The sequence below is a fragment of the Streptomyces sp. NPDC056222 genome, assembly GCF_042264065.1.
Lineage (GTDB): Bacteria > Actinomycetota > Actinomycetes > Streptomycetales > Streptomycetaceae > Streptomyces.
Map to the genome: position 1 here is coordinate 25,640 of NZ_JBHJTL010000038.1, position 25,812 is coordinate 51,451.

The window sequence follows — 25,812 nt, forward strand, 5'->3', positions numbered from 1 at the left end:
GTCACTCGGCCACACCGGAGGACCCCGATGCGTGCACATCCTCAATGTGTCGAACCATCGCCCGGTTCAAGGGCGCGCAGGCACAGGCTCGTCCGATCGCTCCGCGACGATCAGGAATCGGTGCGCGTGCACGTCCAGACGTCCTTCAGAGCACATCCGGCGATGGAGGCGGCGCAGGGCGGATTCATAGCGCTCGGGGCTGAAGTCGGGGATCTGCCAAGCGACAAGGCGCAGGTGGTAGACCACGGCGCCGATGTCGTAAAAGGTGAGCACCGGGGTCTCCTCCTCCGTCCGGGTCAGCCTCATGCCTGCAGCGGACAGGGCTTCACTTGCCGTCCGGAGAGTCCAGCTGCCTGACTTTCGCAGGGGCGGAGCACCGAGAGCTTCGTTGAGATCGGCGCAGTCCTCGCTGCCCACCTGCTGTGTCAGCAGGATGCCACCGGGGCGCAGGGTGCGCCGGACTTCGTGCGCGTCCAGACTTCCGTGGCGATTCAGCATCACGTCGATCGACCCGTCCGGGAGCGGCAGCCGCTCCCGGACGGGGGCCGGCACGACCGTGACCCCAAGCGGTTCCAGGCGACGACGCGCAACGGCGACATTGGGCGGCCAACCCTCGGTCGCCCACGTGTGCCGGGGCAAGGGCTGAAGGGAGGCCAGTAGCTCGCCACCACCCGTGTCGACGTCCAGCAAGCGATCAGCAGTGGCGACGTGCTCCCGGGCGATTTCCGGATAGGACCACGACGGCTCCGAGCCCTCCACCCGTCCCGACAACCAGCTGAAGTCCCAACCCTCGATCGGAGCCGCCATCGCGGCGGCGACCAACTCGTCATACCCGGCAGCTGTCATGCCCGGAGGCTAGGGACACCCGCCCGGGTCCAGCAACAGAGAATTGCCGGCCTGGGGAACCCCCGCGATCGTGCGCGCACACCGGCTCGCGGCCGGGGCCCGCCACAGGGGCCCGGTTGGCAAGACGCGCCCTACGAGAAGTGGGCGATCGTCACGATTCACCGCGCAACGAGAAGCAGGGACTGGCGCAGAACACAGGCAGATGGTAGACAGAACCAGGAATGGTTACACGTGTAACACGGTTGCCTGCGCCGTTCCAAGAACTCCGGAGCGTAGATGTCCCCCTCACCCGAGCCGATGCCGCTGCCCTTCTCCTGGGCCGACCAGGAACACCACCTCGTCAGCCACCTTTCGGCGCTGATCCGCCTGGACACCTCGAACCCACCGGGCAACGAGATCGCTGTCGCGCGCTACCTCTCCCGCGAGTTGACGCACTTCGATATCACGCACACCATCCTGGAGTCCGAGCCCGGACGAGCCAACCTCGTCGCCCGGCTGCCCGGGTCGGGACAGAAGCCGCCGCTCATGCTGCTGAGCCACGCCGACGTGGTCGGCGCGGGGCCCGACGGGTGGAGTCGTCCGCCGTTCTCGGGCGAGGTGGCCGATGGCCGCGTGTGGGGCCGCGGGGCGCTCGACATGAAGAGCCAGGTCGCCGCGAGCCTGCTGGTGATGCAGCTTCTGGCCGCGCACCGGATCCGGCTGACCCGTGATGTGGTGATGGTGGTCACCGCCGACGAGGAAGCCGGCAGCCGACTGGGGGCGTACTGGCTCTGGGAGAACCACCGCGGTCTCGTCGAGGCGGAGTTGGCGTTCAACGAAGGCGGCGGCCAGCGTTTCATGACTCCCGGCGGCCCTGTGTACACCGTGCAGGTGGCCGAGAAAGGCAGCGCCCGGATGCGGGTCACCGCTCGCGGGCCGGGCGGCCATGCCTCCGTCCCGCGGACGGAGTCTGCGGTCTTCGCGCTTGCCGGGGCCCTGCTCCGCTTGCGCGCGTTCGCTCCGAAGTCGGTGCTGCATCCAGCCTCGCGCCGCATGCTGAGCACCTTGGCTGACCTGCACCCGGGCGCGGGCGCGGAGGCGATCGAGCGGCTGCTGAAGGACCCGACCTGGGCCCGTGCGAACAGCCTGCCCATCGATCCTGTCCTGCGGGAGTTCGTCGTCGCCGGGCTGCACAACACCGCCACGCCCACCAAGCTGTCCGCAGGGCACCGGCAGAACGTGGTGCCCGTCGAGGCGAGCGTGGTGCTGGACGGCCGCCTCCTGCCCGGTGAGCTGCCCGATCGGTGGGTCGAGGAGGTTCAACGAGCCGCCGGAGACCGTGTCGAAGTCTCACTGATGCACGGCAGAGCGAGCCACGCCGTCCACGACGACCCGGAGATCCTGCGGGTTCTGGGCGATACGGTCGCGGCCCACGAACCGGGTGCGCGGATCCTGCCGTACATCAATCCGGCGGCCACGGACGCCCGCGCCTTCCCCGACACGAAGGTCGTCGGATTCTTCCCCTCCGCGAGCGACGCGAACATCATGCGGCTCATCCACGCGCCCGACGAGCATGCCCGGATCACCGACCTGATGTTCGGCGGGAAATGCCTGCTCGACGCGGTCCTCAGACTCTCCACATGAAGGAGCCACCCCATGGGTGTTGTCATCGAAACCCTGACCGGCAAGGTCGAAGGCACAACGGAGAACGGGCTGTCGGTCTTCAAGGGCATCCCGTACGCCCTCCCACCGGCCGGCCCTCTGAGGTTCCAGGCGCCGGCCCCGGTCCCGGCATGGGACGGTGTCCGCCCGGCGACGTCTTTCAGCGCCGCACCCCCACAGTTGCCGCTGGTTCCCGGAATGCCTCCCGCCTGGCGACCTGAAGACGGCCTGGACTGCCTCAGCGTGAACGTATGGACCCCGGGGGGTACGGGTGACCGGCTGCCGGTCATGGTGTGGATCTACGGCGGCGGGTGGAAGACCGGCTACTCCGCGGATCCCAGCTACGACGGCGAGGTACTCGCCCAGGGCGGCGTCGTCATGGTGACGTTCAACTACCGCGTCGGCTTCGAAGGATTCGGATTCGTACCGGGGGCGCCCGCCAACCGGGGCTTCCTCGACCAGGCCGCGGCACTCACGTGGGTACGCGAGAACATAGCGGCCTTCGGTGGCGACCCGGACAACGTGACGATCTTCGGCGAGTCCGGCGGAGGTGCGTCCGTCGCCGCCCTCCTGTCCGCGCCCGCCGCGCGCGGTCTGTTCCGCCGCGCCATCGTCCAGAGCATGGCCGGGCGCTTCCTGCCCGAGGAGGAAGCCCGGCGGACCGCCGTGATGATGGGGGAAGCGGTCGGCGTGGGCCTCGACGGTCTGGCTTCCGTGTCACCCGAGGCGTTGCTGGCGGTACAGGACGTGGCCCTGCCCGCCATGCGAGCGGAGCCGGCGAACTGGACGACTCCCGAGGCGATCACCGCGTTCTCGCCCGTCATCGACGGCATCACCGTGGTCGACAAGCCGTGGCTGGCCATCCGTTCGGGCTGCGCACGGGACGTCGACCTCATCTCCGGATACACGCATGACGAGTTCACTCTGTTCGCCATGCAACGCGGCCTCGTCAAGATGAAACTGGGCGCAATGGTCCAGGCCATGCCCATGATGTTCGCGGCGGCACGCGCGGGATTTCGTGAGCGGGCATCGCGAATTCCGGCGCAGCGCTCGGCGAAGATTCGCGACCTCGACCTCCATGACGTCACCGAGGGGTTGAAGCTCGGCCGTCAGGCCGCCTCCGACTACCGGGCCGCTCACCCGGACCTGACCGACTCTCAGCTGTACGTCACCATGTTCTCGGACGCGTTGTTCCGGATGCCCTCGACGTGGCTGGCCGAGGCACACGCCGCAGCGGGCGGACGAGCGTGGCTGTATGACTTCACGTGGAGCAGTCCGGCCTTCGGCGGGGCCCTCGGCGCCTGTCACACCGTGGACATCCCCGCGACGTTCGGCCACACACGAGGGCCTCTGTCGGGCTTCCTGTTCGGCGGCAAGGCCCCGTCCCAGGACTTCACGCAGCTGTCGGAACAGCTCCGTGCCTCCTGGATCTCCTTCGCCGCCTCGGGCGATCCCGGCTGGGCCCCCTTCACGACGCAGCAGCCGACGACTCGCCTCTGGGACGTCGAACCGTCTGTCGTCGAGGACCAGCTCTCGGCATCCCGCCGAATCTGGCACAAGGAGTCCGGTCTCTGACGAGCGGGAAGCGATTCCCGGACCGGACCACGTCGGCAGAACACGGTGGCCCTGTTCTGCCGGCGCCTGCCTGCATGTCCATGCCGCGGCGACACCTCCAAGCGCACGGACCCAACCCGGTGACCCACGCGGTCACAGCACTAACGGACAGGGACTCTCGCACGGGCGAGCACGGACAGATCGAACGGGCGGAGCGAGTCTGTACGTTCCCAGCCCGCAGGGTCGATCGTCTCGCGCTGCCGAACACGTTCGACCGGCTGGAGCCGGTGCTCGAACAGGAGGCCATCCATCTGCTCGCAGCTGAGGAAGGTCCGCCAGGGCTCGCCTTGCTCTGCCGCCGCGGCCATGACCAGCTCCGCATACGACTGGCCCGCCTCGTCGCGCAGTTCGGCCGGGAGAAGGTGTTCCACGACGAGCTCGGTGCCGGGTGCCAAGCCGCTGACCGCGGCCAGGGTCTGGCCGATCGCCTCCCGGGTGAGGTACATCGTGACCCCGAGCCAGCTCACCAGCGCGGGTCGGCTCCGGTCGAAGCCGGCCCGGACGAGATGGTCGGCGAGCGACAGGGTGGACTCCTGCTCGAAGTCGGCAGGGACGAAGACGACGGATGCCGGCACCTTCGTCCCCGTCGCAGCCAGCCGCGCCCGCTTCCAGTCCTGGGTCGCGGGCTGGTCGACCTCGAACACCCTGACTCGGTCGGCCAGTGCGGACCGGTAGGCAAAGGAGTCCAGCCCCGCGCCGAGGATCACGTACTGGTCGATACCGCGAGCGGCCAGCTCGGACAACCGGTCCTCGGTGTAGCGGCTGCGGGTGACGGCCGTCGTCCGCGCGCCGGACAGAACGGGATGGTCTCCGTAGGACCGGTGGTAGCTGAGAAGTTCATCTGCGCGCTCCCCCAGGAAGGTATGCGCCATCGTGTCGGCGAAGATCGAAGGGGCTTCGTCAACGAGCAGATGCGCCGCACGCGCTGCGGCCGCCATGAGAGCTGTCCGGCTTGGCTGTCCGTTGTTCACCATGACAGCAGAGATTACCTACATATTTGGACAGAATACCACAAAAACAAAAATTTCGGAAGCGCCTTCGAGTTGTGATTCGGCAACGAATGCACACCTCGCTCAGCCTGAGCCGCTAGGACTCGGGCGGGGCCTCTGCCAGGCCGGTGACCTGCTGGACGTGCAGCAGGCTCGGTGGGGCGAGTACGTCATGCAGCTGCTGGAAGATCCGGCGCGCGGCGACCGCGTTCCAGTCGGCGGGGAGCAGCTCGCTGGGCAGGCCGGGGTCGAGGTAAGGCAGGCGGCGCCATTGGGTGAGCATCGGGACGTAGTGACGGAATGCCTCGCCGCCCTCGATGCCGCGCTGCTGCGCGAGTCCCGCGGCGACGGGACCGTACACATCGGTGAACGTGGCGTACTGCGCCTGGATCGCCGGGAAGTCCCACCACGAGCTCACCGTCTCGGGCAAGTCACTGAAGGCGGCGTAGTCCGCGGCGAACAGGTGGACATAGTCGCTGAGACCGCGCCGGATGAGCATCTCGCGGGCGCCGTCGAGGAGCCGGCCGGGCGCCAGCCAGACGCCCGGGGCGATGTTCCCGAAGCCGAGCCAGGTGAGACGGGTGCGCAGCTGGTAGCGGTAGGACCGCTCGGACTCGGGTACGGAGAAGACGGCCATGGCCCAGCCGTCGCTCAGCTTCGCCGGTTCCAGGCTGCCGAAGATGCGCCGGTCACCCTCGTCGAAGACGGGGTGCGCGGCGGGGCTCAGCCGGTAGCCGGTGGCGCCGCGGCGCTCCGGTTCCAGTACGCCCTTCTTCTTGAGCCGGGAGATCGCCGAGCGCGCCGCCGGACCGTCGATGTCCAGCTCCGACATCAGGGTGATCAGGTCGGCGACGGAGATCCAGCCGCCGAGACGGCGCAGGAACGCCCCGTAGACCGTGTTGATCAACGAGCTGGGCCTGAGGGGACTGTCCGCCATGATCGCCTTCCGTCGTGAGCGGTCGCGATCCTACCGAGCCGGACGGACGGAGCACCGTCCAGGTCCGGTTCACTGCCGGCCGGGTGTGCGACGACGGGGCGGCGCGCCATCTTCATTCCGCGTAGGCGCCGGACAGGAGGTGACCCGCTCCCGGAGCCACCGCCGGAAGGTTCAGCGCGCGCAGCATCTGGTGGGCCGTGCACACGGCCGCCGAGACGACGGGCTTGCCGAGGAGCTGTTCGGCTTCCTCGATGGCGCCCAGTGAGGGCATCTGGACGCAGGCGGAGAGCACGACGGCGTCGGCGTCGCTGTGGTCCAGGGCCTTGGCAAGCCCGGGAAGACGTGCGGGGTCGTGCGCGGCGACGTCGAGGTTATTGGGGATCTCCAGGGCTGCGTAGTCGAGCACTTCGATGCCCTCGTGGGTGAGGTAGTCGACGACGGTCTTCGTCAGCGGGCGCATGTACGGGGCGATCAGGGCGATCTTCTTCGCTCCCAGGGTGTTGAGACCGTGTACGAGGGCGCCGGCGCTGGTGACGACGGGGGCGGGGGCGTCGTTCTCCACGGTGCGGACGTGCAGGCGTTCCTCGGAGGTGCGGTGGTAGCCGAGTCCCATGCTCATGATGGCGACCAGGCAGGCATAGCCCAGTACGTCGACGTGTGCGTCGGAGAGCTCGACGGCACAGCGGTCCGAGTCGGCGTCCATGGCCTTGAGCTGTTCCGGGGTGACGTGGGTCATCCGCATCCGGCTGGAGTGGAAGGTGAAGCGTTCCGGCGCGATGGTTTCCCGGGCGCGCAGGATCGCGGGGACCTCGGTTTCCATGGTGACGTTGGAGCTCGGCACGATCTGGCCGATGCGGTAGGTGCGGGGGTTACGGTCGGGCACGGTCGCTCCTCAGCGGGCGTCGACGACGGGGTTGGTCAGGGTGCCGATGCCTTCGACCGTGGCCTCGACGGTGTCGCCGGGGTGCAGGAACTCCGGCGGGACCATGCCCGCTCCGACACCGGCGGGCGATCCCGTGGCGATGACGTCACCGGGTTCGAGGGTGACGCCGGAGGAGATGTCGGCGATGAGGCGGGCGATGGGGAAGAGCATGTGGCGGGTGTTGGACTTCTGCTTGGTGACGCCGTTGACGCGCAGGGAGAGGTCCAGGGCCATGGGGTCCGGGATCTCATCGGCCGTGACGACGGCGGGGCCGAAGGGGGCGTAGGAGTCCTGGCCCTTGGAGAAGAACCACTGGCCGGAGCGGCGCTGGTCGCGGGCGCTGATGTCGTTGACGATGCTGTAGCCGAAGATGTGGTCGTAGGCGTCCTCCTCGCTGACGCGGAAGGCGGTACGGCCGATGACGACGGCCAGTTCGCACTCCCAGTCGAGCTGCTGGGTGAGGTCTCCGTTGTGCAGGATCGGCTGCCCGGGACCGGTGACCGCGGTGGCGGGCTTGCTGAAGAGGACGGGGCGCGGCGGCAGGTCCTTGTCGGTGTCCAGGCTTCGGCTGGACTCCTCGACGTGCTCGACGTAGTTCAGTCCGACACCGATGATCTTGCCGGGACGCAGCGGAGCCCGCAGCGACACGTCGTCGAGCCGGTGCACGGCTTCGGCCGGCCAGGCCGCGGGACCGCCGGCCAGCAGGCCACGCGCGGTGTCCTGAGCGGTCGCGCCCGCCTGGATGAACGACAGCAGATCCAGAGGCAGTCGCACGTCGGCCAGGGTGGCCAGAGTGGCGAGGTCCACGACGAGGTCGTCGACCTGGGCTCCCAGGCGCTCGGGAGAGTCATTGAAGGTGTAGGTGACCAGTCGCATGGGGTGCTCCTTGCGTGTGATGGGACAAGGGGGTTGACGCAGAGGGGGTAGAGGGCGGCGGCGGAACTCAGGTCGCTCCACCGCCGCCGCTCTCCGGGGCGGTACGGGGGCTGCAAACCGCACCCGGCTAGGTGCCCCGCCGTACCGGCGCCGGTGTCAGGGCCGGCGGCGTCCGGTACGGCGGAGCGGTTCAGGCGGTGGGCTGGTGCCCGCCGTTGTCCGTGTACGCCTCTTCGCGGTGGAAGCCGAGCGAGCGCATGACGGGGAAGTCGTTGAAGGAGAAGAGGCAGGCGTCCTCGGACTGGTCGAGGTTGTGGTGCTCGTGCCAGGCCCAGGAGGGGACGCAGAACATGTCGCCCTTCTTCCACTCGAAGCGCTGTCCGGCGATCACCGAGACACCGTGCCCCTTGGCGGCGGTGTAGATGACCGACCCGGTGTGGCGGTGCGCCTGCGTGGCCTGGCCGGGGCGCAGGAGCTGCATGTGGGCGCCCATGGTGGGCATGACGGAACCGCCGGTGACCGGGTTGGTGTACTCCGCGATCACCCCGTCGTACGGGGATCCCTCGGTGGCCTTGGCCAGGTTGCGCAGGGCCTCGTAGGTGGGCTCCCAGGGGAAGGCGAGCAACGGCGAGTAGGGCCTGGTCCACTTCTCCACGCCGTAGGGCAGGAGGTTCGCACCGTAGGTCAGTACCGAGGAGTTGATGACCTTTCCGGGGGTCTGGTAGAGCTCGGGGTGGACCTCGTAGAAGCCGGCGTCCAGGGCGTTGACCAGCGGGATGTCGAGGCCGTCCTGCCAGATGACGGGGGCGTCGTCGGCCTCGTTGCCGTGTTCGTGCCAGGTGCCGTTCGGGGTGATCGCGAAGTCGCCGGGTCCGACCTTCAGCTTCTGGCCGTCGACGATCGTCCAGGCACCGGTGCCCTCGTGGACGAAGCGCAGGGCGGCGGCCTGGTGGCGGTGGGCGGTCATGGCCTCCCCCGGGCCCATGATCTGGAGCCCGGTGTAGAGGAGACCGACGGCGGCGCTGACGTCCTTGCGGCCCGGGTTGACGAGCATCACGACGCGGCGGCCGGCGTCGTCGGCCTTGACCAGGTCGAGGGCCTTGCGGACCAGCGGCCGCAGCTCGCTGTAGCGCCACAGCACGGGAACGGACTTGGGCTGCGGGTACCAGGGCTCGATGTCGTTGGCCACGGTCCAGAGCGCGCCGGCCTCGAGCTGGGCGAGTTCGCCGTAGAACGCGGCGAGTTCAGGGGAGTCGGATACCCGTGCTCGGCCCAGCTGGCTGTCGTCGTACTCGGTGGTCATGCGTCCTCCTTCGTGATGCCGGTGATGCCGGTGGTGTCTGTGGAATGGGGTGCCGCGGTGTGCGCCGGATCCGTGGCGAAGGTCACCGGGGTGCGGGGGCGGTTGTCGACGTGGAGCTGGAAGACGTCGAACCGGTTGTAGTGGCCGACGATGTCGTGCATCTGCTTGGGCTGGATGCACCGCGCCAGGTCGATCTCGGCGTAGACGATTCCCTCGTCGTCGACGAGCGGTTCGGTGACCGGGCGGCCGTCGGGGCCGAAGATCCCGGACAGGGCGCTCCGCGGGCGGGTGAACTGCTTGCGCAACTCCTCGTCGTCGCCGGCGATGGCGTCGACGATCTCCGGGGAGATCGTCGAACAGGCGACGACGGAGAAGACCTTGCCCTCGAAGCTGTGGGCGGCGGTACGGACGGCGATGGCTTCGGCCATGTCGTAGTCGGCGGGTGCCACCGGCAGGGCGATGTAGCAGGAGGCGTGGACCAGTTCACCCTGCGCGAGAAGCGTGAAGCGGGCGAGGGTGTTGGTGTTCTCGCCACAGGCGAGGGCGCCGAGCGGGCCGACGGGCGTCTGGTGCACCCTGAGTGAGCTGCCGTCCCCGCCGGTCCAGGTGAGCTTCTCGGCCCAGGTGGGCACCAGCTTGCGGTGGACTCCGAGGAGTTCGCCGTCCGGGCCGATGGTGAGCAGGGTGTTGTAGAGGACGCCGAGGCTGTGCGGGCCGCGTTCGTTGACGCCCATGACGAGGACGATCCCGTACTGGCGTGCGGCAGCGCGCAGTTGATCGACGTACGGACCGGGAACATCGATGGCCGAGCGGTAGAGGCGCTCGAACCAGGGAGAGCCCTGGACCGGGTTCATCGTCCAGTTCCAGTACGGATAGCCGGGGACGAACACCTCGGGGAAGACGACCAGTTCGGCGCCGGCGGTCGCCGCCTCGGCGATGAGGGCGATCGCCTTGTCGACGGTCGCCGCGGCGTCCAGGTACACGGGAGCCGCCTGTACGGCTGCGGCGGTGAAGCGTGGCAGATTGTCCATCGGTTCTCCTGGTCAGCAGGCGGATGCGGCAGCGGTCGCAGCGGCGGGGAGGTGCGGAACCCAGCGCTGGTGCACCGGGGCGGGGGCCACGCGGAGCAGCTGAAGGCGGGGCGGAACGCGGTCGGTTCGCGCACCCGGGGGGCGTCCGCTGCCCGCCCGCCAGGAGGCGGGCCATGGTGCCGCCGGGCCGTGGTAGCCCTGGGCGGCGGCGGCGTGCAGTGTCCACAGGGGGTCGTGGAGCTGGGCGCGTCCGACGGCGCACAGGTCGGCCCGGCCGGCCAGGATGATCGAGTTCACGTCGTCGTAGGTGGAGATCGCGCCGACGGCGATGGTGGGGATGTCCGTGGCATTGCGGATCAGGTCGGCGTACGGGGTCTGGTAGCTGCGGCCGAACCGGGGTCGCTCATGGGCGACGACCTCGCCGGTGGAGACGTCGATCGCGTCGGCGCCCACCTCGCCCAGCGCGCGGGCGATCTCCACGGCATCGGCCTCGCTGGTGCCCCCGTCGGCCCAGTCCGCGGCGGATATGCGGACCACGAGGGCCTTGCCCTCGGGCCAGACGGCGCGCACCGCGTGCAGCACTTCCAGGGGGAAGCGCAGCCGGCCGGCGAGACTCCCGCCGTATTCGTCCGTCCGCACGTTGGTGAGCGGCGAGAGGAACCCGGACATCAAGTGGCCGTGTCCGTACTGGAGTTCCAGCACGTCGAAGCCGGCGCGGTGGGCGCGTTCGGCCGCGGCGACGAAGTCGCGTGCGATGTCGTCCATGTCCTGCCGGGTGGCCTCCCGTGGGACGACGGCGCCCTCGGTCCAGGCCAGCGGGGAGGCGGCGACGAGCGGCCACCCTTCGGCTCCGAGCGGCACGGACCTGCCGTCGGGGCGGGGCACGCTCGTCGCGGCACGGCGGCCGGCATGGGTGAGCTGGATGCCCAGGCAGGCGTCCGACTGACCGTGCACGAATTCGGTGATGCGCCGCCAGGCGGCCTCTTGCTCGTCCGTGTACAGGCCGGGGCAGCCCGCGGAGGCCCGGCCGTCCGCGCTGACCGCGGTCATTCCTGCGAAGACCAGCCCGGAGCCGCCCAGCGCCTGGGTGCTCAGGTGGACGAGGTCGAAGTCGCCGGGGACTCCCTCGCGTGCGGTGTAGAGCGCGGTGGGCGGTACGACGACCCGGTTGCGCAGGAGCAGTCCGCCGAGCCGGAAGGGGCGGAACATGGGTGGCACGGTGGCGGCGGTGCCGGGCCGGGTGACCGTCAGGGCGCTCCCGTCGGCGTGCCAGGAGTCGACCGCGGTGGTGAACTGCTCGTCCCGTACGCGCAGGTTGTCGTAGGTGACGCGGCGGCTGCGGGTGAGGAGGTTGAAGGCGAACTGCGGGGGCTCCTGAGCCGTGTAGCGGCCGATGTTCTCGAACCACTCGAGGCTGGCCTGTGCGGCTCGCTGGGTGGATTCGACCACCGGCCGGCGCTCGGCCTCGTAAGCGGCGAGCGCCGAGGCCACGTCCGGGTGTTCGTGCACGCAGGCGGCCAGGGCGAGGGCGTCCTCCATGGCGAGCTTGGTGCCGGAGCCGATGGAGAAGTGGGCCGTGTGGGCCGCGTCGCCGAGCAGGACGACGTTGCCGTGGCTCCAGGAGGCGTTGCGGACGGTCGTGAAGCGTATCCACTTCGAGGCGTTGGGTATCAAGCGGTGGCCGCCGAGGTGGTCGGCCAGGATCTCCTCGCACAGTCGTACGCTCGCCTCGTCACTCTCGCCGCGTGCGAACTCCCGGTCGGCGAACGCCTCGAAGCCCGCCCGCCGCCAGTCGTCCTCCGCCATCTCCACGATGAACGTGCTTCGCTTGTCGTCGTAGGGATAGGCATGGACCTGGATGCTGCCGAAGTCCCCCTTCTCGACGATGAAGGTGAATGACTCGAAGACGCGGTCGGTGGACAGCCACATGTAGCGGCAGTGGCGCTCGTCCAGATCCGGGCGGAAGCTGTCGGCGTACGTCTCGCGGGCCGTGGAGCGGATTCCGTCCGCGGCGACCACCAGGTCGTAGCCGGCGGAGAGCTCCTCGACGGGCGGCGCCTCGGTGCCGTAGCGCACCTCCACCCCGAGCTCGGCGCAGCGCTGCTGCAGGATCTCGCGCAGTCGGTTGCGGTCCAGGGCGGCGAAACCGTGGCCACCGGAGATGTGGACCTCGCCGCCGAAGCGGACGTCGATGTCGCTCCACCGGGCGAACTCCGCGGACATCGCGGCGAACACGGCGGGATCAGCCTGCGCGATTCCGTCCAGCGTCTCGTCGGAGAAGACGACGCCGAAGCCGAACGCGTCGTCGCGGGCGTTGCGCTCCCAGACCGTGATCTCCCACTCCGGTGAGAGCTGCTGGGCCAGCGCCGCGAAGTACAACCCGCCGGGCCCTCCTCCGATGACTGCTACACGCACGGTGTTCCTCCTAGTGGTTCCAGACAGCAGAATATGCTGGAGATTTGGCGATCGTCAAGAATCCAACACATTCTGCGCAGTGCGTTCGACTCGTCGCCCCGGGTCACGCGAAGAGCTCGGGGGCTTGCGGACCGGCCTTCGTGAGGACCTCCCGAACGTCATCGGGCCAGGCCGTGGATCCGGTGGCGCGTGAGGCCGAGTGGGCGATGACCATGCGCCCGGTGGCGGCCGGCTCCTCCCCCTCACCGCGGACGGTGAAGGCGTAGTGCAGAGAGCTGGTTCCGACCTTGGTGATCGTCAGTTCGGTACGGATGGTCTCGCCGAACCAGAGCCGGGCCCGGTAGTCGGCCTCGAAGTGGACGCGGGGCGTGCTGCCGAAGAGATGGGCCAGTCCCAGTCGCCGCAGCAGGACCGCCTCTGCCGCCTCGACCCAGCGCACCACGGTGGAGTGGTGGTAGTGGCCGGCCGCGTCCGTGTCGGGCCATTCGACGCGTCGCTCGATGACGACGCTGGGCAGGTTCTGCGCGAGGGCTTCGGGACATCCTGCGGCGCAGCTGTCCGTCGGTGCGGGGGCCGCTTGCCGCGGGCTGGAGGTGTCCATGGTCGTGCCTTTCGTTCGGCCGCTAAGGGGTGTGCTGCGCACGCTTGCGCAGCTCGGCGCGCTGGAGCTTCCCGTTGCTCGTACGCGGGAGGTCGGTGACGAACTCGACGGCGCGTGGGTACTTGTAGGGCGCGACGGTCTGCTTCACGTGGTCTTGGAGTTCCTTGACCGTCGCCGCGTCGGGCGCGACATCGGGGCGCAGGACCACGTACGCCTTGACGAGCATTCCGCGCTTGTCGTCCGGGGCTCCGACGACGCCGCATTCATCGACGTAGGGATGGGCGGCGAGTGCCTTCTCGACCTCGGGACCGGCGATGTTGTACCCGGAGGAGACGATCATGTCGTCGCTCCGGGCCACGTACCAGAAGTAGCCGTCGGCGTCCCGGATGTAGGTGTCGCCCGTGATGTTCCAACCATTCCGGACGTAAACGGTCTGGCGCGGGTCCTCCATGTACCGACAGCCCGTGGGGCCGGTGACAGCGAGGAGACCGGGCTGCCCGTCGGGAACGGGCTCGCCCGCTTCGTCGACCACGCGGGCGCGATATCCGGGGACCGGCCTGCCTGTCGAGCCGGGACGTATCTCGTCGTCGGAGGCCGAGATGAACACGTGGAGCATCTCGGTGGCGCCGATGCCGTCGATGATGCTCAGTCCGGTGGCGGCGTGGAACTCCTCCCACACGGCCGTCGGCAGCGCCTCTCCGGCGGACACGCAGCGGCGCAGGCCCGCCAGCTGACGCACCGCGCCTGCCGCCATGATCGCCCGGTATGCGGTGGGCGCCGTGAAGAGCACGGTGACTCCGTGTTCCTCCACGAGGTCGGCCAGCTGCTGCGGAGCGGCCTGCTCGATCAGCAGGGTGGCCGCACCCACGGACAGGGGGAAGACCACCAGTCCACCGAGCCCGAACGTGAAGGCCAGGGGCGGGGTTCCAGTGAAGACGTCGTCCTCGCGAGGCCGCAGGACATGACGGGAGAAGGTGTCGGCGTTGGCCAGTACGTCCCGGTGGAAGTGCAGGGTCGCCTTCGGCCGTCCGGTCGTTCCCGAAGTGAAGGCGATCAGTGCGACATCGTCCGCCGCCGTGGCGACGTTGGAGAACCGCCCGTCCTTCGCGCCGCAGCGCGCCACCAGGTCTTCCTCACCGGCGCCGCCGTAGGCCAGCACGGCAGGGCCGGCGGCGCCGACGGCGGTGAGTTCGTCGAGGTAGCGGTGGTCGCACACAGCGACGGCCGGCCGGCTGATCCCGTTCAACTCCGCGAGCTCACCGGCCCGCAGCAACGGCATGGTGGTGACGGCGACGCCGCCGGCCTTCAGCACCCCGAGCCATGTGGCCACGAGCCAGGGGTTGTTGGGGCCGCGCAACAGCACCCGGTTGCCTGGAACGAGGCCGAAGTCCTCGGTCAGCACCTGGGCCACCTGGTTGGCACGCTCCAGCAGGTCGCCGTAGGTCCACCGCTCCGTGGGAGTCAGCAGACAGGGCCGGTCGGCCCCCCAGCGCGCCACGGCGTCGTCCAGCAGCCGCTGGGCGCAGTTGAGCCGGTTCGGGTAGCGCAACTCCGGTAGATCGAAGTGCAGTTCGGGCCAGAGGTCGAAGGGCGGGAGTCGATCACGACAGAACGTATCGACATGAGCAGACGGGGAGAGCTCCATGGGGCGGCACCTCAATCTCGGGGCAGCGGGGAGAGTGAAGCAAGTATCTCGATAAACTTGCGACCGTCAATGATGCGCAATACTTGATTTTGTTAACAGCGCGTTGCGCAGTCACTCGCGAACACCGGGGAGTGCCCGCACCCCTGACCCGGATGCAGTTACACGTGTAACATGCCAGGCATCACGCTAGGCATCCCCCTCAAGAAGTTCAAGCATTTCGGACAAACATCACGAAGCGTGAGCTTCTGGATCACTGTCGATTGGAGAAGGCTTCGATGCCGCAGACACTTCCGGCCGGGCTCGACCTGGGGTGGCCTCCGCCCCGATACCAGGCCCCTACGGCGCCCGTGGTGGCCGAGAACGGTGTACGTCACTTCGACGGGGTCACCTACGCGACCACCCCTGGCTACCGGCCCCGACTGCTCGACGTCCACGTGCCCGCGAGCGACGGTCCGGTCCCGGCCGTCATCTGGATACACGGCGGCGCCTGGCTGGACGGTGACCGGCGCTGTCCTCCGCCCACCATTCCCGTCGACCTGCTGCACGGAGCGGTGCTGCGGGCCGGGCTCGCCCTGGTCTCGATCGACTACCGACACAGCCTCGAGGCCCCCTTCCCCGCACAGCTGCACGACGTGAAGGCCGCCATCCGTTACGTCCGGCAGTTCGCCGACACCTTGGGCATCGACCCGGACCGGATCGGGGTCTGGGGCGAGTCCGCGGGCGGCCACCTGGCCGCGCTCGCCGGGCTCACCCGCCCTGACAGCCCGGCCGGTGATGCCCTGGAGGGCAGCGTGGGTGTGCGCGACGGGAACACCGCGGTACTCGCCGTGGTGGACTGGTACGGCGTGTCCGAGATCGCATCACTGCTCTCCCATCCCCTGCCGCCAGGGGACGAATTCCCCAACCCGTTCACCGCGCTACTGGGAGGCACCCCCGAGGAGCACCCTGAACTGGCCCGGACCGCCAGCCCCGTCACCTACGCGGACGGAGCGACTCCCCCGCCGTTCCTGCTGATTCACGGCACTGCGGACAAGCTCGTGCCCTACAGCCAGAGCGAGGTGCTCGCCGAGGCGCTGAGGAGTGCCGGCGGCGACGTCACCCTCCAGCCCGTGGACGGTGCCGACCACATCTTCCTCGGCGCCCCCGACGTCACTCCGATCGTCACCCAGAGCGTCGCCTTCCTCGCCCGCCACCTCGGCGCCTGACGGCACTCCGGGCGCGGCGGCGCGCATGGTGGATCTGGGGCGCGCTGTTCACCCTGGCCATGATGTGGAGCCGTACCTGGCTGTACGCCCACTGGCTCAGCGACACCGTGGCGGGCGCCTCGGTCGGCGCCGGGGCCGCTTTGTTGTTCTGGTGGCTCTTCAGGCGGGGGCTGGCCCGGGAGGGCGCCGCCTCCCGGGAGTGAGAAGTTCAGGAGCTCAGCCGGTGCACCAACTCGACCTCAACGCCCGCCACTCGCGGTTCCGCACCCTTCTCGATCAGCGCGTGGAGGGTGTCGGCAATGGTCGCCGCGGCAGGAAGGTGCAGGCGGACCGTGGTGAGCGGCGGCTGCTGCAGGGCGGAGGGTACGAGGTCGTCACAGCCCACGACGGCGACCTCGTCCGGGACGGCGATGCCCGCACTCCGCAGTGCGTGCATGAGGAGTGCGGCGTATTCGTCGTTGAAGGCGAAGACTGCGTCCAGACCCAGGTCCGCCCAGCGCGCGGCAAGGGCCGTGGCGGACTCGCGCGTATAGGCGAGTTCCACCGGCGTGATGGTGGCCATGTGCCGGGCGGCGGCCACTTGGGCGCCGGCAAGCCGCGGTTGGCCGAAGGCGTCCAGGCCACGCTCCTGCGGCATGACCACACCGATCCTGCTGCGTCCACGGGCGATGAGATGCTCTGCGGCGGCCTCACCGATACGCCCGTGGTCGAACACGATGGTGTGGATTCCTTCCACGGGACCGGCGGCGACGGCGAGCAGCCCGCGCACACCGGCGCGGCGCAGGATGTCGCCGGCCTCGCCGGTGATCCGGTCACCGTTCATGGCGAACACCGCCGCGGGCCTCAGTTCCGCCCACGAGCGCGCGGCGGTCGCCGCGTCGGGGAATCGGCCCGTGTGAAGCACGGTCGTGTAGCCGTGGCGGTCGAGTTCGCTTTGCAGGTCGTCCACCCAACTGCTGACCAAACTGCCGATCGCGGAGACCGAAGCCGGCAGCAGCACCAAGTTGCTACGCCCGGCACGCAGGGAGCGGGCAGCTGCGTGCGGCACGTATCCGAGGTTCTTGGCCGCGGCCAACACCCGGGCTCGTGTTCCGTCGCTGACCCGGTGGCCCTGGGTGTCGTTCAGCACGAAGGACACGGTGGCACGGGACACCCCCGCCAGGCTGGCCACGTCCGCGCTCGTGACCGAGACAGCACCGGGCGTTTCTCTCGCCATGACGTCCTTCTTCGCTCGCCTTTCCGGTCGGCCGACCGCTCCCCTTCAAAGGTTACACGCGTTATCGCACGCATTGACGCCTGAAAGGACCCCGATGGATCAGAGCAACCAGTCACGGCACGAATGCCCGGTCCCGGTACACGACGGTCTGGTTCCACTGCACGGCGGCCTGCTTGCCCAGGTTCCGCACCGCTTCTACGATGCCCACCGGCCCGCTGCGGATCCTGCTCACCAACGACGACGGCTACAACGCCCCAGGCATCCGTACGGCCTTCCAGCTCCTGACCGCCGCCGGGCACGACGTCACCATCGTCGCGCCGCTGACCAACCAGAGCGGCACCGGGACGAAGATGCTCAGCGGCCCGACCGTGACGGTCAAGCACCCCGAGCCCAAGGTGTGGGCCGTCGACGGCACCCCTGGCGACTCGGTGGCCTTCGGTCTCTCCGAGGTCTTCGAGGGCCGGGCTCCCGACCTGGTGGTGTCCGGCACCAACTTCGGTCCGAACCTCGCGGGGCTCGCCAACCACTCCGGTACGGTCGGCGGGGCCGTCGCCGCCCTCGAGTACGGCGTGCCGGCCATCGCACTCAGCACCGGCGGCTTCGCCGCCCCCGACCCGGTCGCCACCGTCAACGCCATGCGCCCCACCGTCGACTTCGCGGTCAAGCTCATCAACCGGCTGCGGGACCGGGCGGACTCCGGCCCCCTCCTGCCCGAGGGCGTCGGACTGAACATCAACCACCCGGTCGTGGGGGCGGACGGCACAGGAGAGGCCGCCGGCGTCGCCATGACCTTCCAGGACCCCCAGCAGCCGCTGACGCCCGACTTCACCGATTCCGGCGATGGCACCTGGAAGGTGGCGGTGAAGTTCGCGCCGCTGCCTCCCGCCAAGGGCAGCGACGTGGAGGCCGTGATCGCCGACAAGATCGCGATCAGCCCCATGTCCGCCAACTGGAACACCGGGCCGGCCCACTTCGCCTCGACGAGCGCCCTGCTCACCGGACTGCGCCCCTGACATGAATCATCGATGAGGGCGGAGCGCACGTGCGCTCCGCCCTCATCGCGGTTTTACGGTTCCTGGCCCCGACGCCCCGTCAGAGCTGCCGAAGGACGGCGGAGGTGAATTCGGCGGTGGAGGCGCGGCCGCCGAGGTCGCGCGTGCGCACCTGGGTGGTGGCCAGGACGCCGGCGATGGCGCCGGTGATGTCGGCCGCGGCCTCGGGGTGGCCGAGGTGGTCGAGCATCATGGCGGCGGACCAGATCGCGCCGATCGGATTGGCGATGCCCTGCCCGGCGATGTCGGGTGCCGATCCGTGGACCGGCTCGAACATGGAGGGGTACTCGCCCTCCGGGTTGAGGTTGGCGGACGGTGCGATGCCGATGCCTCCGGCCACCGCCGCCGCCAGGTCGCTGAGGATGTCCCCGAAGAGGTTGGACGCGACGACGACGTCGAAGCGTGCGGGGTCGAGGACGAACTTGGCGGCCAGTGCGTCGATGTGCTCCTGGTTCCACTCGACCGTGGGGTATTCGGCGGCACGCTCGGCCACCAGCTCGTCCCAGAACGGCATGGTGTGCACGATGCCGTTGGACTTCGTCGCCGACGTGACGGGGCCACCGCGCCGTTCGGCGAGGCGGAAGGCGAAGTCGAGGACCCTGGTCACTCCCGCCCGCGTGAACACGGCTTGCTGCACGGCCATTTCATCGGGACACCCGCGGTTCATCCGGCCGCCGATCTCGCTGTACTCGCCTTCGGTGTTCTCCCGGACGACCACGAAGTCCACCTCTCCGGGCATCGCCGCGCGTACGGGGCTGGGAAGACCGTCGAAGACGCGGATGGGGCGGAGGTTGACGTACTGGCTGAAGGCCCGGCGGATCGGGATGAGCAGCCCCCACAGGGAGACGTGGTCCGGCACGCCCGGGTAGCCGACGGCGCCGAGAAGGATCGCGTCATGACGGCGGAGCTGTTCCAGGCCGTCCTCGGGCATCATCGATCCGTGGCTGAGGTAGCGCTCGCAGGACCAGTCGAATTGCTCGTAGGTGAACGTGATGCCGTGGCGCTTCCCGACGGTGTCGAGGACCTCGCGTGCCGCCGGGAGGACTTCGGTGCCGATGCCGTCACCGGGTATGAGGGCGATGCTGTGGTTCGTCATGGCTCGAATTCCAGCAACCGGGCGCAGTCCGGGTCCAACACGTATCCCCGATGTCCCTCATAGGCTGCTCCTATGAGCCGGCGGGACGGCGACCTCCAGGAAGGCCCGGGCAGCCGGCGTCAGCTGCGCCTTGCGGCTGACCAGGATGTTGTGCTGGAGGGAGGCTGGTTCCAGGTCGAGGACGAGAGCTCCGGCCCGCTCGGACAGGTCGGCCCAGGATGCCGTCACGACCGCGAGTCCGACACCCCCGAGCACCAGGGGCAGGAAGGCCATGCGGTGTTCGGTCTCCACCGCGATGCGGACGTCGATACCCAGTGCTTTCAGATCGTCGACGTAGGCGCGGATCCCGGTCCCCCGCTGCCCGACGATCAGCCGATGTCCTGCGAGCTGTTCGCGTTGAACTGCCTGTCCGACCGGGAAGGGGCCGTCCATCGGGGTGACCAGGACGAGCCGGTCATCGCCGACATGGTGCGGAATGACGTCCCGACTCGGCAGCGGCGACGAGGTCGTCAGCAGTCCGAGTTCGCAGCCACCCGTACGCACCATCTCGACCACGTCCTCGCGGGTGAGGGCTACGCGCACGCTGAGCGACACCGCGGGATAGCGCTCGGTGAAGCGCTGGACCATCGTGCTGAGGGGTTCGATCGTGGGTGAGGCCATCGTGGCGATCTCCAGGCGCCCGCCGCGTAGTTCACGTACGGCACCGACACTGGCCCTGGCGAGCTCCAGGGCGTGCAGGGCTTCCCGTGCCCGTGGAACCAGTGCGGTACCGGCCTCGGTGAGGACCACCCTCCTGCCCATCCGGTGGAACAGGCAGCTGCCCACATCGCGTTCCAGGCCCTGGATGGCCTGCGAAAGGGACGGCTGCGACACGTAGAGTGCCGCAGCCGCGCGGTTGAAGCCGCCGTGGTCCACGATGGCGAGGAAGTACGTCAGCTGCCGGAAGTCCACGGTTCAGCGTAGGTCGTCCGCGACGAACCGGACGGACCCGTCGCCGCCGCGCCGGAGCAGGCCGGCCGTGGGGGCGGGGAAGTGGGTGCCGATCACGAGCGTTCCCGTATCGGCGTACTGGTCGACGAATGCCCGCCTGGTGGCAGCGGCCTGCGCCGCGTCTGCGTCGGAGACACCGGCGACGTCCGGTTCGATGAACTGCACCGGGTGGTGGACGAGGTCGCCGGTGATCACTGCACGGTCCCCGCCGGACTCGACCACGACCGCGACCTGGCCCGGGGTGTGTCCGGGAGCGGCTTCCAGGCGCACACCGTCGCACACCTGGTGGTCGGTTCCGACGAAGTCGACGAGACCCTCGTCGATCAGCGGCTGCATGGTGTCGGGGAGGTTCGTATCCTCTTCGCCCTCCCAGTGGTCCCATTCCACGTGTGTGACGAGGTGGCGTGCACGGGGAAAGGTCGGCACCCACTTTCCTTCCACCAGGCGCGTGTTCCACCCGATGTGGTCGAAGTGCAGGTGGGTGCACACCACGATGTCGATCGACTCGGGAGGGTAGCCGAGGGCGGTGAGGTCTTCGAGCCACGTGGTGTCCAGCATGCGCAGGAAGGGCACCGATTCCCGGTCGTTGCCCACGCACGTGTCCACGAGGATCCTGCGTGTACCGGTGTCCACAACGAGCCCGTGGACCGAGAGCACGAAGGTGCCGTCCGCCCTGCTGAAGTCGGAAGCGGGCCACGGGTACCTCTTCAGGAGAGCGGTGTCCTCCGTCCGCAAGGCCCCAATGACAGGGACGGGCACCTCCGCCTCCAGCACTTTGTGGATCGTCGTCGTACCGATGCGCCACGTCGCCATGCGAGCCTCCAGTTGATGATAGATCGAATAATATTGACGTCCGCCACAAAATCGCAATAACTTGCGGATGCCCAAGACTCTCGATCCCGGTCTGGAAGGACGCACTGGATGGGATTCGCTCAGGACTGCAACGCGCCCGTCGTGAACACTCGCTCGGGCCCGATCCGCGGCGTCGTCGAAGACGACCTGGCCGTGTTCAGGGGCGTGCCGTACGCGGCGCCGCCCGTCGGGCCCCTCCGGTGGCGCCCCGCGCAGCCACACCAGGGGTGGAGCCTCGTCCTCGACGCGACGACGCACGGCCCCAGTTCCCCGCAGGCCGTCCGCGAAGGCGATCCGATACTCGGCGGCCACGGCTTCCCACCCTTCGACGAGGACTGTCTGACACTCAACGTGTGGACTCCCGGCACCGACGACGCCCGCCGTCCCGTCCTGGTCTGGATCCACGGCGGCGCCTTCATCTCCGGGTCCGGGGCGATGCCCAACTACTCCGGCGAAACCTTCGCGCGGGCCGGAGACCTGGTGGTGGTGAACCTCAACTACCGGCTCGGACCGCTCGGCCTGCTGTCCTGTGCGACGGAAGACGGCTCGGAGCAGCACAACGTCTGGCTGACCGACCAACTGGCCGCGCTGCACTGGGTCCAGGACAACATCGCCGCCTTCGGCGGGGATCCCGACAACGTCACCGTCGCCGGCCAGTCCGCCGGCGCCCTTTCCACCGCGGCACTCGCGGGCCATGGTGGTGACGGCCGTCTGTTCCGCCGAGCCATCCTCCAGAGCGTCCCCCTCGCCATGCCCCTCGCCACGCCTGCCGAGTCCCTGGCCCGCACCGCCGCCTATCTGGAGATCGTCGGCGCGAAGGACATGGACGAACTGCGCACGGTTCCGTGGCCGCGACTGGTCGAGGCCACCGCCGGACTCCTCACGGCCACCATGGAATGGGGACACTGGACCGCGCCGTTCCTGCCGGTGCTCGACGGCGGGACGGCGGCGCGGCAACCGGTCGAGAACCTGCTCGACGGTCCGGGCGCGGACATCGACGTCCTCATCGGCTGGACCGGGGAAGAGTCCGCTTTCACCTTTGCGCTGGGTGAGGTGTACGCGTCGGCGACCAGGGAGCAGGTGCTCCGCCGAGCACGGGACAGCTTCGGTGACGGCGCGGCCGAAGCGTACGCGGTGTACGAGGCCGCCCGCCCGGGCGCCCAGCCGATCGATGTCCTCATCGCTCTGACCACCGACGAGCTCTTCAGGAAGCCGACCTCGCGTTCGCGGAAGCGCGGGCGGCGCGGGGTCGCCCGGTCTGGGCATACGAGTTCACTTTCCCCACGCCCGCGCACGGCGGCCGCCTGGGCGCCCCGCACTGTCTGGACCTGCCGTTCGTCTTCGACAATTTCGACAAGTGGTCGCACGCGCCGTTCCTGGCGGGTATGGACACCAGCGTCAGGGACGGCCTTGCCAGGACCGTGCACCGGGCGTGGATCTCGTTCATCCGCACCGGCGACCCCAACCACCCGACCATGCCCCACTGGGACCGGTACGACCGGCGGTCCCGCACCACCATGTGCTTCGACACCGTCACCACGGCCGTCTCACATCTCACGCCGCACTGACGGAAGGCCACGGCACCGGGAGGGCCTAGACGAGGGGCCCGCCTATGGGCTGCTCCGTCCAGATCGTCTTCCCGGTCCTGGTGAACCGGCACCCCCAGCGGTCGGTGAGCTGGGCGACGAGGAACAGGCCACGCCCGCCCTCGTCCGTCTCCCGTGCACGACGCAGGCGCGGCTGAGTGCTGCTGGGGTCGGACACCTCGCAGACGAGTACCCTGTCGCGGATCAGCCGGAGCCCGACCGGTTCCCCTGCGTAGCGGATCGCGTTCGTGACGAGCTCGCTGACGACGAGCTCCGTCACGAAGCTCAGATCGTCCAACTGCCAGTCGGACAGCCGGCCCGTCACCAGCTCACGGGCGTGCGCCACGAGGGACAGGTCGGCTTCGAGTTCCCACTCGGCGACCTGATCGGACGAGAGGGCGTGGGTGCGGGCGAGCAGCAGGGCGGCGTCGTCGGAGGGTTCTTGAGGCAGCACGCTGTCGAAGATGCCCTGGCTGATCTCGCCCAAAGTCAGGTCCGGGTTCGCGCCGGCGAGCGCGCTCCTCAGCCTCTCCATTCCTTCGTCGATGTCGCCGCCGCGGCTCTCGACGAGTCCGTCCGTGAAGAACGCCAGCATGCTGCCGGGCTGTGCAGCGAACTCCGTCACCTCGAAAGGCATTCCGCCGACGCCCAGGGGTGGTCCCGGCATCGTGTCGACGAAGATCGGCTCCTCACCGGGTGACAGCACGGCCGGCGGCGGATGGCCCGCTGTGGCGGCGGCGCACTCCCTTGTCACCGGGTCGTAGACGGCGTAGAGGCACGTCGCTCCGAGCACAGCCGTCTCGGAGCGCGAATCGCCGGTCACCTCCTCGCCGGCGAGACCGAGCACCAGGTCGTCCAAGTGCGTGAGGAGCTCACCCGGATCCAGATCGAGGTCGGCGAGGGCCTGCACCGCGGTCCGCAGTCGCGCCATGGCCGCGGTGGCATCGAGGCCATGGCCGACGACATCCCCGACGACGAACGCGACGCGCAAAGAAGGCAGGGGGATCACGTCGAACCAGTCCCCGCCGACTCCCAAGCCGCCGCTCGCCGGCTGGTAGACCCCCACCGTCTCCGCGGCGGCCGAGTCCAGGGCCGCGCGCGGCAGCAGGCTCCGTTGCAGGGCCACCACCGAACGGTGCTCCTTGGTGTAGCGGCGCGCGTTGTCCACGCCGAGTGCGGCCCGGGAGACGACGTCCAGCAGCAGGGCGGCGTCCTCCTCGCCGAAGGCGGAAGGCAACTGACTGCGCCAGACCGTGACGCAGCCGAGGATCAGACCTCGCGCGTAGAGCGGCACCGCTACGGAGGAGTGCGCCCCCCTCGGGACGAACAACGTCAGGGTCTCCGGATCCACACCGAGTTTCACGTGCAGGGTCGCGACGTCCGGCACCACCACGGGCAGCCCCTTCATGAGGGGACGCATCAACGAACTGTCCGGTACGGGAGGAAGCGCCTCTCCCACCGCCAGGAGGTCCTCGGCGGATATCTCCGGGCTCTGCGCGGCAGCGGTCCGGCGCAGGCGTACGTCGCCGCTGGTGTCGAGGTGCGGGGGCTCGTCGCCCACCAGCACCTGCTCGGCGATGTCCACCGTCGCCAGGTCGGCGAAATCAGGGACGAGCAGATCCACGAGGGTCTCGGCCGTCTCGGTCACGTCCAGAGAGGCTCCGATGCCCGCGGCGGCGGCGTGGGACAGCCCGCTCCGGCGTCGCCACGCATCTCGCTCGGCTGCCTCCGCCTCGGTTTCCGCCGGGGTGACCAGGACGAGCCACTGCGCGTCGGTGCCGGAATCGCCAGGGGTGCGAGCCGTCAGCCGGACAACGGTGCAGAGCAGAGGGGCCTCTTGACCCGCATGATCGCCACCCGGAATGGTCACCAGGTGCCCGACCGGTCCCGCATCGGTTCCGGCTCGCGGCAACAGCCCCAGCAAGGGCGCACAAGTCTGACCCGGCGAGCACTCCAGCAGCGTCGCGGCCAGTTCCGAACGGGCGACGACGACGCCTGCGTCGTCCAGTACGACCGCTGCCGTTTCACTTACGGGCACCGAGGTCGGCCCCGGGCCACGATGCTCCGGTTCACGCATGTCGCCTCCACGCACCGTGACCTTCAGTATCGTCCCCGAGGGAAGACCCGGCGACCCGCAGCGCGACGTCGCCAGGTGCCCTTCGGGCTACGGGCCGGTCATCGCGCCTCGGCGCTCAGTGACCGTTGCCTGTGGCCGGACCGGGCCGCCCAGCGGCCGTCGTGGCGGCTGACCTCGATCGGTCGGCCGAAGCACGTGGTGAGCAGGTCGCCGGTCAGGACGGCCGCGACCTGGCCCGTCGCCTGGACGCGGCCCTCGCGCAGCAGTAGTGCATGGCTGGTGCTCGGGGCCAGTTCCTCCACGTGGTGGGTGACCGTGACGGTCGCCAGGTCCGGGCGCCCGGTGGCGAGTCGGTGCAGGGCGTCGATCAGGTCCTCGCGGGAGGCCAGGTCGAGCGCGTTGAACGGCTCGTCGAGGAGCATCAGGGACGGGTCGGCGATGAGCGCGCGGGCCCGTCCCCGCCACCTCCGATGGGGTCGGAGGCTCCGGCTTCATGATGCGTGAGGCCACGCAGCCATCCCGGGCCCCGGGCCCATCAGCAGACCGCGGGCTTCAGCTTGGGCTGGGACATGCTGCAGGCCACCAGGATGGAGTCCGCGATCCAGCAGTCGCCGAGCCCAGAAGTCACTGGATCGGGCGAGCATCCGGAGCACCCGTTTGACCAGGCCACGCGGCCGGCAGTCGATTGTCAGAACCGGACTGCCGCGTCAGGTGCGGGACAGTGCTTGGTCGCGTATGAGCAGGCCCTGCGTGCGGCCACCGCCTCATACGACGACGACAGCCCGGCCATCGGCCTACTCCTGGCCGCCGCAGAACGGGCTCCCACAACCCGCCGCGCTGGTCACGGATTCCATCGCCGCATTGGAAGACGCCCGACGCTCTAAGGCAACGCGCTGGCTACGGGGACAGGTGGCCGGT

General features: G+C 69.4%; 20 protein-coding genes and 3 pseudogenes. 7 read left to right on the forward strand and 16 right to left on the reverse strand.

What is annotated here, in order from left to right; translation table 11 throughout:
- Positions 1-66: 66 nt before the first annotated feature.
- Positions 67-846: a class I SAM-dependent methyltransferase gene (locus ACFC0D_RS19470; protein WP_376437190.1), complete on the reverse strand. Its 780-nt coding sequence runs from the start codon at positions 844-846 to the stop codon at positions 67-69.
- 276 nt (positions 847-1,122) lie between these two features.
- Between ACFC0D_RS19470 and ACFC0D_RS19475 the strand changes: the two genes are divergently transcribed.
- Together ACFC0D_RS19475 and ACFC0D_RS19480 are read left to right on the forward strand one after the other, a co-directional pair.
- On the forward strand, positions 1,123-2,469 hold the full coding sequence (locus ACFC0D_RS19475) for a M20/M25/M40 family metallo-hydrolase (protein ID WP_376437193.1): 1,347 nt from the start codon (positions 1,123-1,125) through the stop codon (positions 2,467-2,469).
- Between the two features lie 12 nt (positions 2,470-2,481).
- A complete protein-coding gene (locus ACFC0D_RS19480; protein WP_376437195.1) occupies positions 2,482-4,062 on the forward strand; it encodes a carboxylesterase/lipase family protein in 1,581 nt (526 codons plus the stop codon).
- A gap of 140 nt (positions 4,063-4,202) precedes the next feature.
- Here ACFC0D_RS19480 and ACFC0D_RS19485 read toward each other — a convergent pair whose 3' ends face one another.
- The 9 genes from ACFC0D_RS19485 to ACFC0D_RS19525 form a co-directional block, all read right to left on the reverse strand.
- The gene (locus ACFC0D_RS19485) at positions 4,203-5,039 is read right to left on the reverse strand and encodes a class I SAM-dependent methyltransferase (RefSeq protein WP_376437198.1); all 837 of its coding nucleotides are present in this window, start codon (positions 5,037-5,039) and stop codon (positions 4,203-4,205) included.
- A 148-nt stretch (positions 5,040-5,187) separates the two neighbouring features.
- Positions 5,188-6,027 carry a PaaX family transcriptional regulator C-terminal domain-containing protein gene (locus ACFC0D_RS19490; RefSeq protein ID WP_376437201.1) on the reverse strand — a complete coding sequence of 280 codons (840 nt, stop codon included), beginning with the start codon at positions 6,025-6,027 and terminating at the stop codon, positions 5,188-5,190.
- Positions 6,028-6,139: 112 nt separating this feature from the next.
- On the reverse strand, positions 6,140-6,847 hold the full coding sequence (locus ACFC0D_RS19495; RefSeq protein WP_376437277.1) for an Asp/Glu racemase: 708 nt from the start codon (positions 6,845-6,847) through the stop codon (positions 6,140-6,142).
- A gap of 72 nt (positions 6,848-6,919) precedes the next feature.
- Positions 6,920-7,825, reverse strand: coding sequence for a fumarylacetoacetate hydrolase family protein (locus ACFC0D_RS19500; RefSeq protein ID WP_376437204.1), 906 nt, complete (start codon positions 7,823-7,825; stop codon positions 6,920-6,922).
- Positions 7,826-8,015: 190 nt separating this feature from the next.
- A complete protein-coding gene (locus ACFC0D_RS19505; RefSeq protein ID WP_376437207.1) occupies positions 8,016-9,128 on the reverse strand; it encodes a cupin domain-containing protein in 1,113 nt (370 codons plus the stop codon).
- Entirely contained in the window at positions 9,125-10,159 is a 1,035-nt protein-coding gene (locus tag ACFC0D_RS19510; RefSeq protein WP_376437210.1) for a carbon-nitrogen hydrolase family protein, read from the reverse strand. The genes ACFC0D_RS19505 and ACFC0D_RS19510 overlap by 4 nt, the downstream gene beginning before the upstream one ends.
- 12 nt (positions 10,160-10,171) lie before the next feature.
- Positions 10,172-12,574: a bifunctional salicylyl-CoA 5-hydroxylase/oxidoreductase gene (locus ACFC0D_RS19515; protein WP_376437212.1), complete on the reverse strand. Its 2,403-nt coding sequence runs from the start codon at positions 12,572-12,574 to the stop codon at positions 10,172-10,174.
- A 103-nt stretch (positions 12,575-12,677) separates the two neighbouring features.
- Positions 12,678-13,175: an acyl-CoA thioesterase gene (locus ACFC0D_RS19520; RefSeq protein WP_376437215.1), complete on the reverse strand. Its 498-nt coding sequence runs from the start codon at positions 13,173-13,175 to the stop codon at positions 12,678-12,680.
- A 22-nt stretch (positions 13,176-13,197) separates the two neighbouring features.
- On the reverse strand, positions 13,198-14,820 hold the full coding sequence (locus ACFC0D_RS19525; protein WP_376437218.1) for an AMP-binding protein: 1,623 nt from the start codon (positions 14,818-14,820) through the stop codon (positions 13,198-13,200).
- 275 nt (positions 14,821-15,095) lie between these two features.
- On the opposite strand from ACFC0D_RS19525, the gene ACFC0D_RS19530 reads away from it, so the two are divergent.
- Positions 15,096-16,025: an alpha/beta hydrolase fold domain-containing protein gene (locus tag ACFC0D_RS19530; RefSeq protein WP_376437221.1), complete on the forward strand. Its 930-nt coding sequence runs from the start codon at positions 15,096-15,098 to the stop codon at positions 16,023-16,025.
- Entirely contained in the window at positions 16,022-16,228 is a 207-nt protein-coding gene (locus tag ACFC0D_RS19535) for a phosphatase PAP2 family protein (RefSeq protein WP_376437280.1), read from the forward strand. Before ACFC0D_RS19530 ends, ACFC0D_RS19535 begins: the two co-directional genes overlap by 4 nt.
- Before the next feature lie 5 nt (positions 16,229-16,233).
- Here ACFC0D_RS19535 and ACFC0D_RS19540 read toward each other — a convergent pair whose 3' ends face one another.
- Positions 16,234-17,241, reverse strand: coding sequence for a LacI family DNA-binding transcriptional regulator (locus ACFC0D_RS19540; protein ID WP_376437225.1), 1,008 nt, complete (start codon positions 17,239-17,241; stop codon positions 16,234-16,236).
- Positions 17,242-17,441: 200 nt separating this feature from the next.
- Here ACFC0D_RS19540 and surE point away from each other — a divergent pair, with 200 nt between their 5' ends.
- Positions 17,442-18,254, forward strand: a complete 813-nt coding sequence (gene surE, locus ACFC0D_RS19545) for a 5'/3'-nucleotidase SurE (RefSeq protein WP_376437228.1) — start codon at positions 17,442-17,444, stop codon at positions 18,252-18,254.
- Between the two features lie 79 nt (positions 18,255-18,333).
- Here surE and ACFC0D_RS19550 read toward each other — a convergent pair whose 3' ends face one another.
- From ACFC0D_RS19550 to ACFC0D_RS19560, 3 genes are read right to left on the reverse strand one after another with little or no spacing between them, the layout of a single operon-like run.
- Complete coding sequence (locus ACFC0D_RS19550) at positions 18,334-19,389, reverse strand: tartrate dehydrogenase (protein ID WP_376437231.1); 1,056 nt, start codon at positions 19,387-19,389, stop codon at positions 18,334-18,336.
- A gap of 57 nt (positions 19,390-19,446) precedes the next feature.
- Positions 19,447-20,340 carry a LysR family transcriptional regulator gene (locus tag ACFC0D_RS19555; protein ID WP_376437234.1) on the reverse strand — a complete coding sequence of 298 codons (894 nt, stop codon included), beginning with the start codon at positions 20,338-20,340 and terminating at the stop codon, positions 19,447-19,449.
- Between the two features lie 3 nt (positions 20,341-20,343).
- The gene (locus tag ACFC0D_RS19560) at positions 20,344-21,267 is read right to left on the reverse strand and encodes an MBL fold metallo-hydrolase (RefSeq protein ID WP_376437237.1); all 924 of its coding nucleotides are present in this window, start codon (positions 21,265-21,267) and stop codon (positions 20,344-20,346) included.
- Between the two features lie 33 nt (positions 21,268-21,300).
- Here ACFC0D_RS19560 and ACFC0D_RS19565 point away from each other — a divergent pair.
- Both ACFC0D_RS19565 and ACFC0D_RS19570 read left to right on the forward strand, forming a co-directional pair.
- Positions 21,301-22,272: pseudogene (locus ACFC0D_RS19565) on the forward strand (carboxylesterase family protein); the annotation flags it as partial.
- A 191-nt stretch (positions 22,273-22,463) separates the two neighbouring features.
- Positions 22,464-22,799: pseudogene (locus ACFC0D_RS19570) on the forward strand (carboxylesterase family protein); the annotation flags it as partial.
- Between the two features lie 25 nt (positions 22,800-22,824).
- On the opposite strand, the gene ACFC0D_RS19575 reads toward ACFC0D_RS19570, so the two are convergent.
- Positions 22,825-24,894, reverse strand: a complete 2,070-nt coding sequence (locus ACFC0D_RS19575; protein WP_376437240.1) for a SpoIIE family protein phosphatase — start codon at positions 24,892-24,894, stop codon at positions 22,825-22,827.
- Between the two features lie 98 nt (positions 24,895-24,992).
- A pseudogene (locus tag ACFC0D_RS19580) lies at positions 24,993-25,340 on the reverse strand (ABC transporter ATP-binding protein); the annotation flags it as partial.
- Positions 25,341-25,812 lie beyond the last annotated feature (472 nt).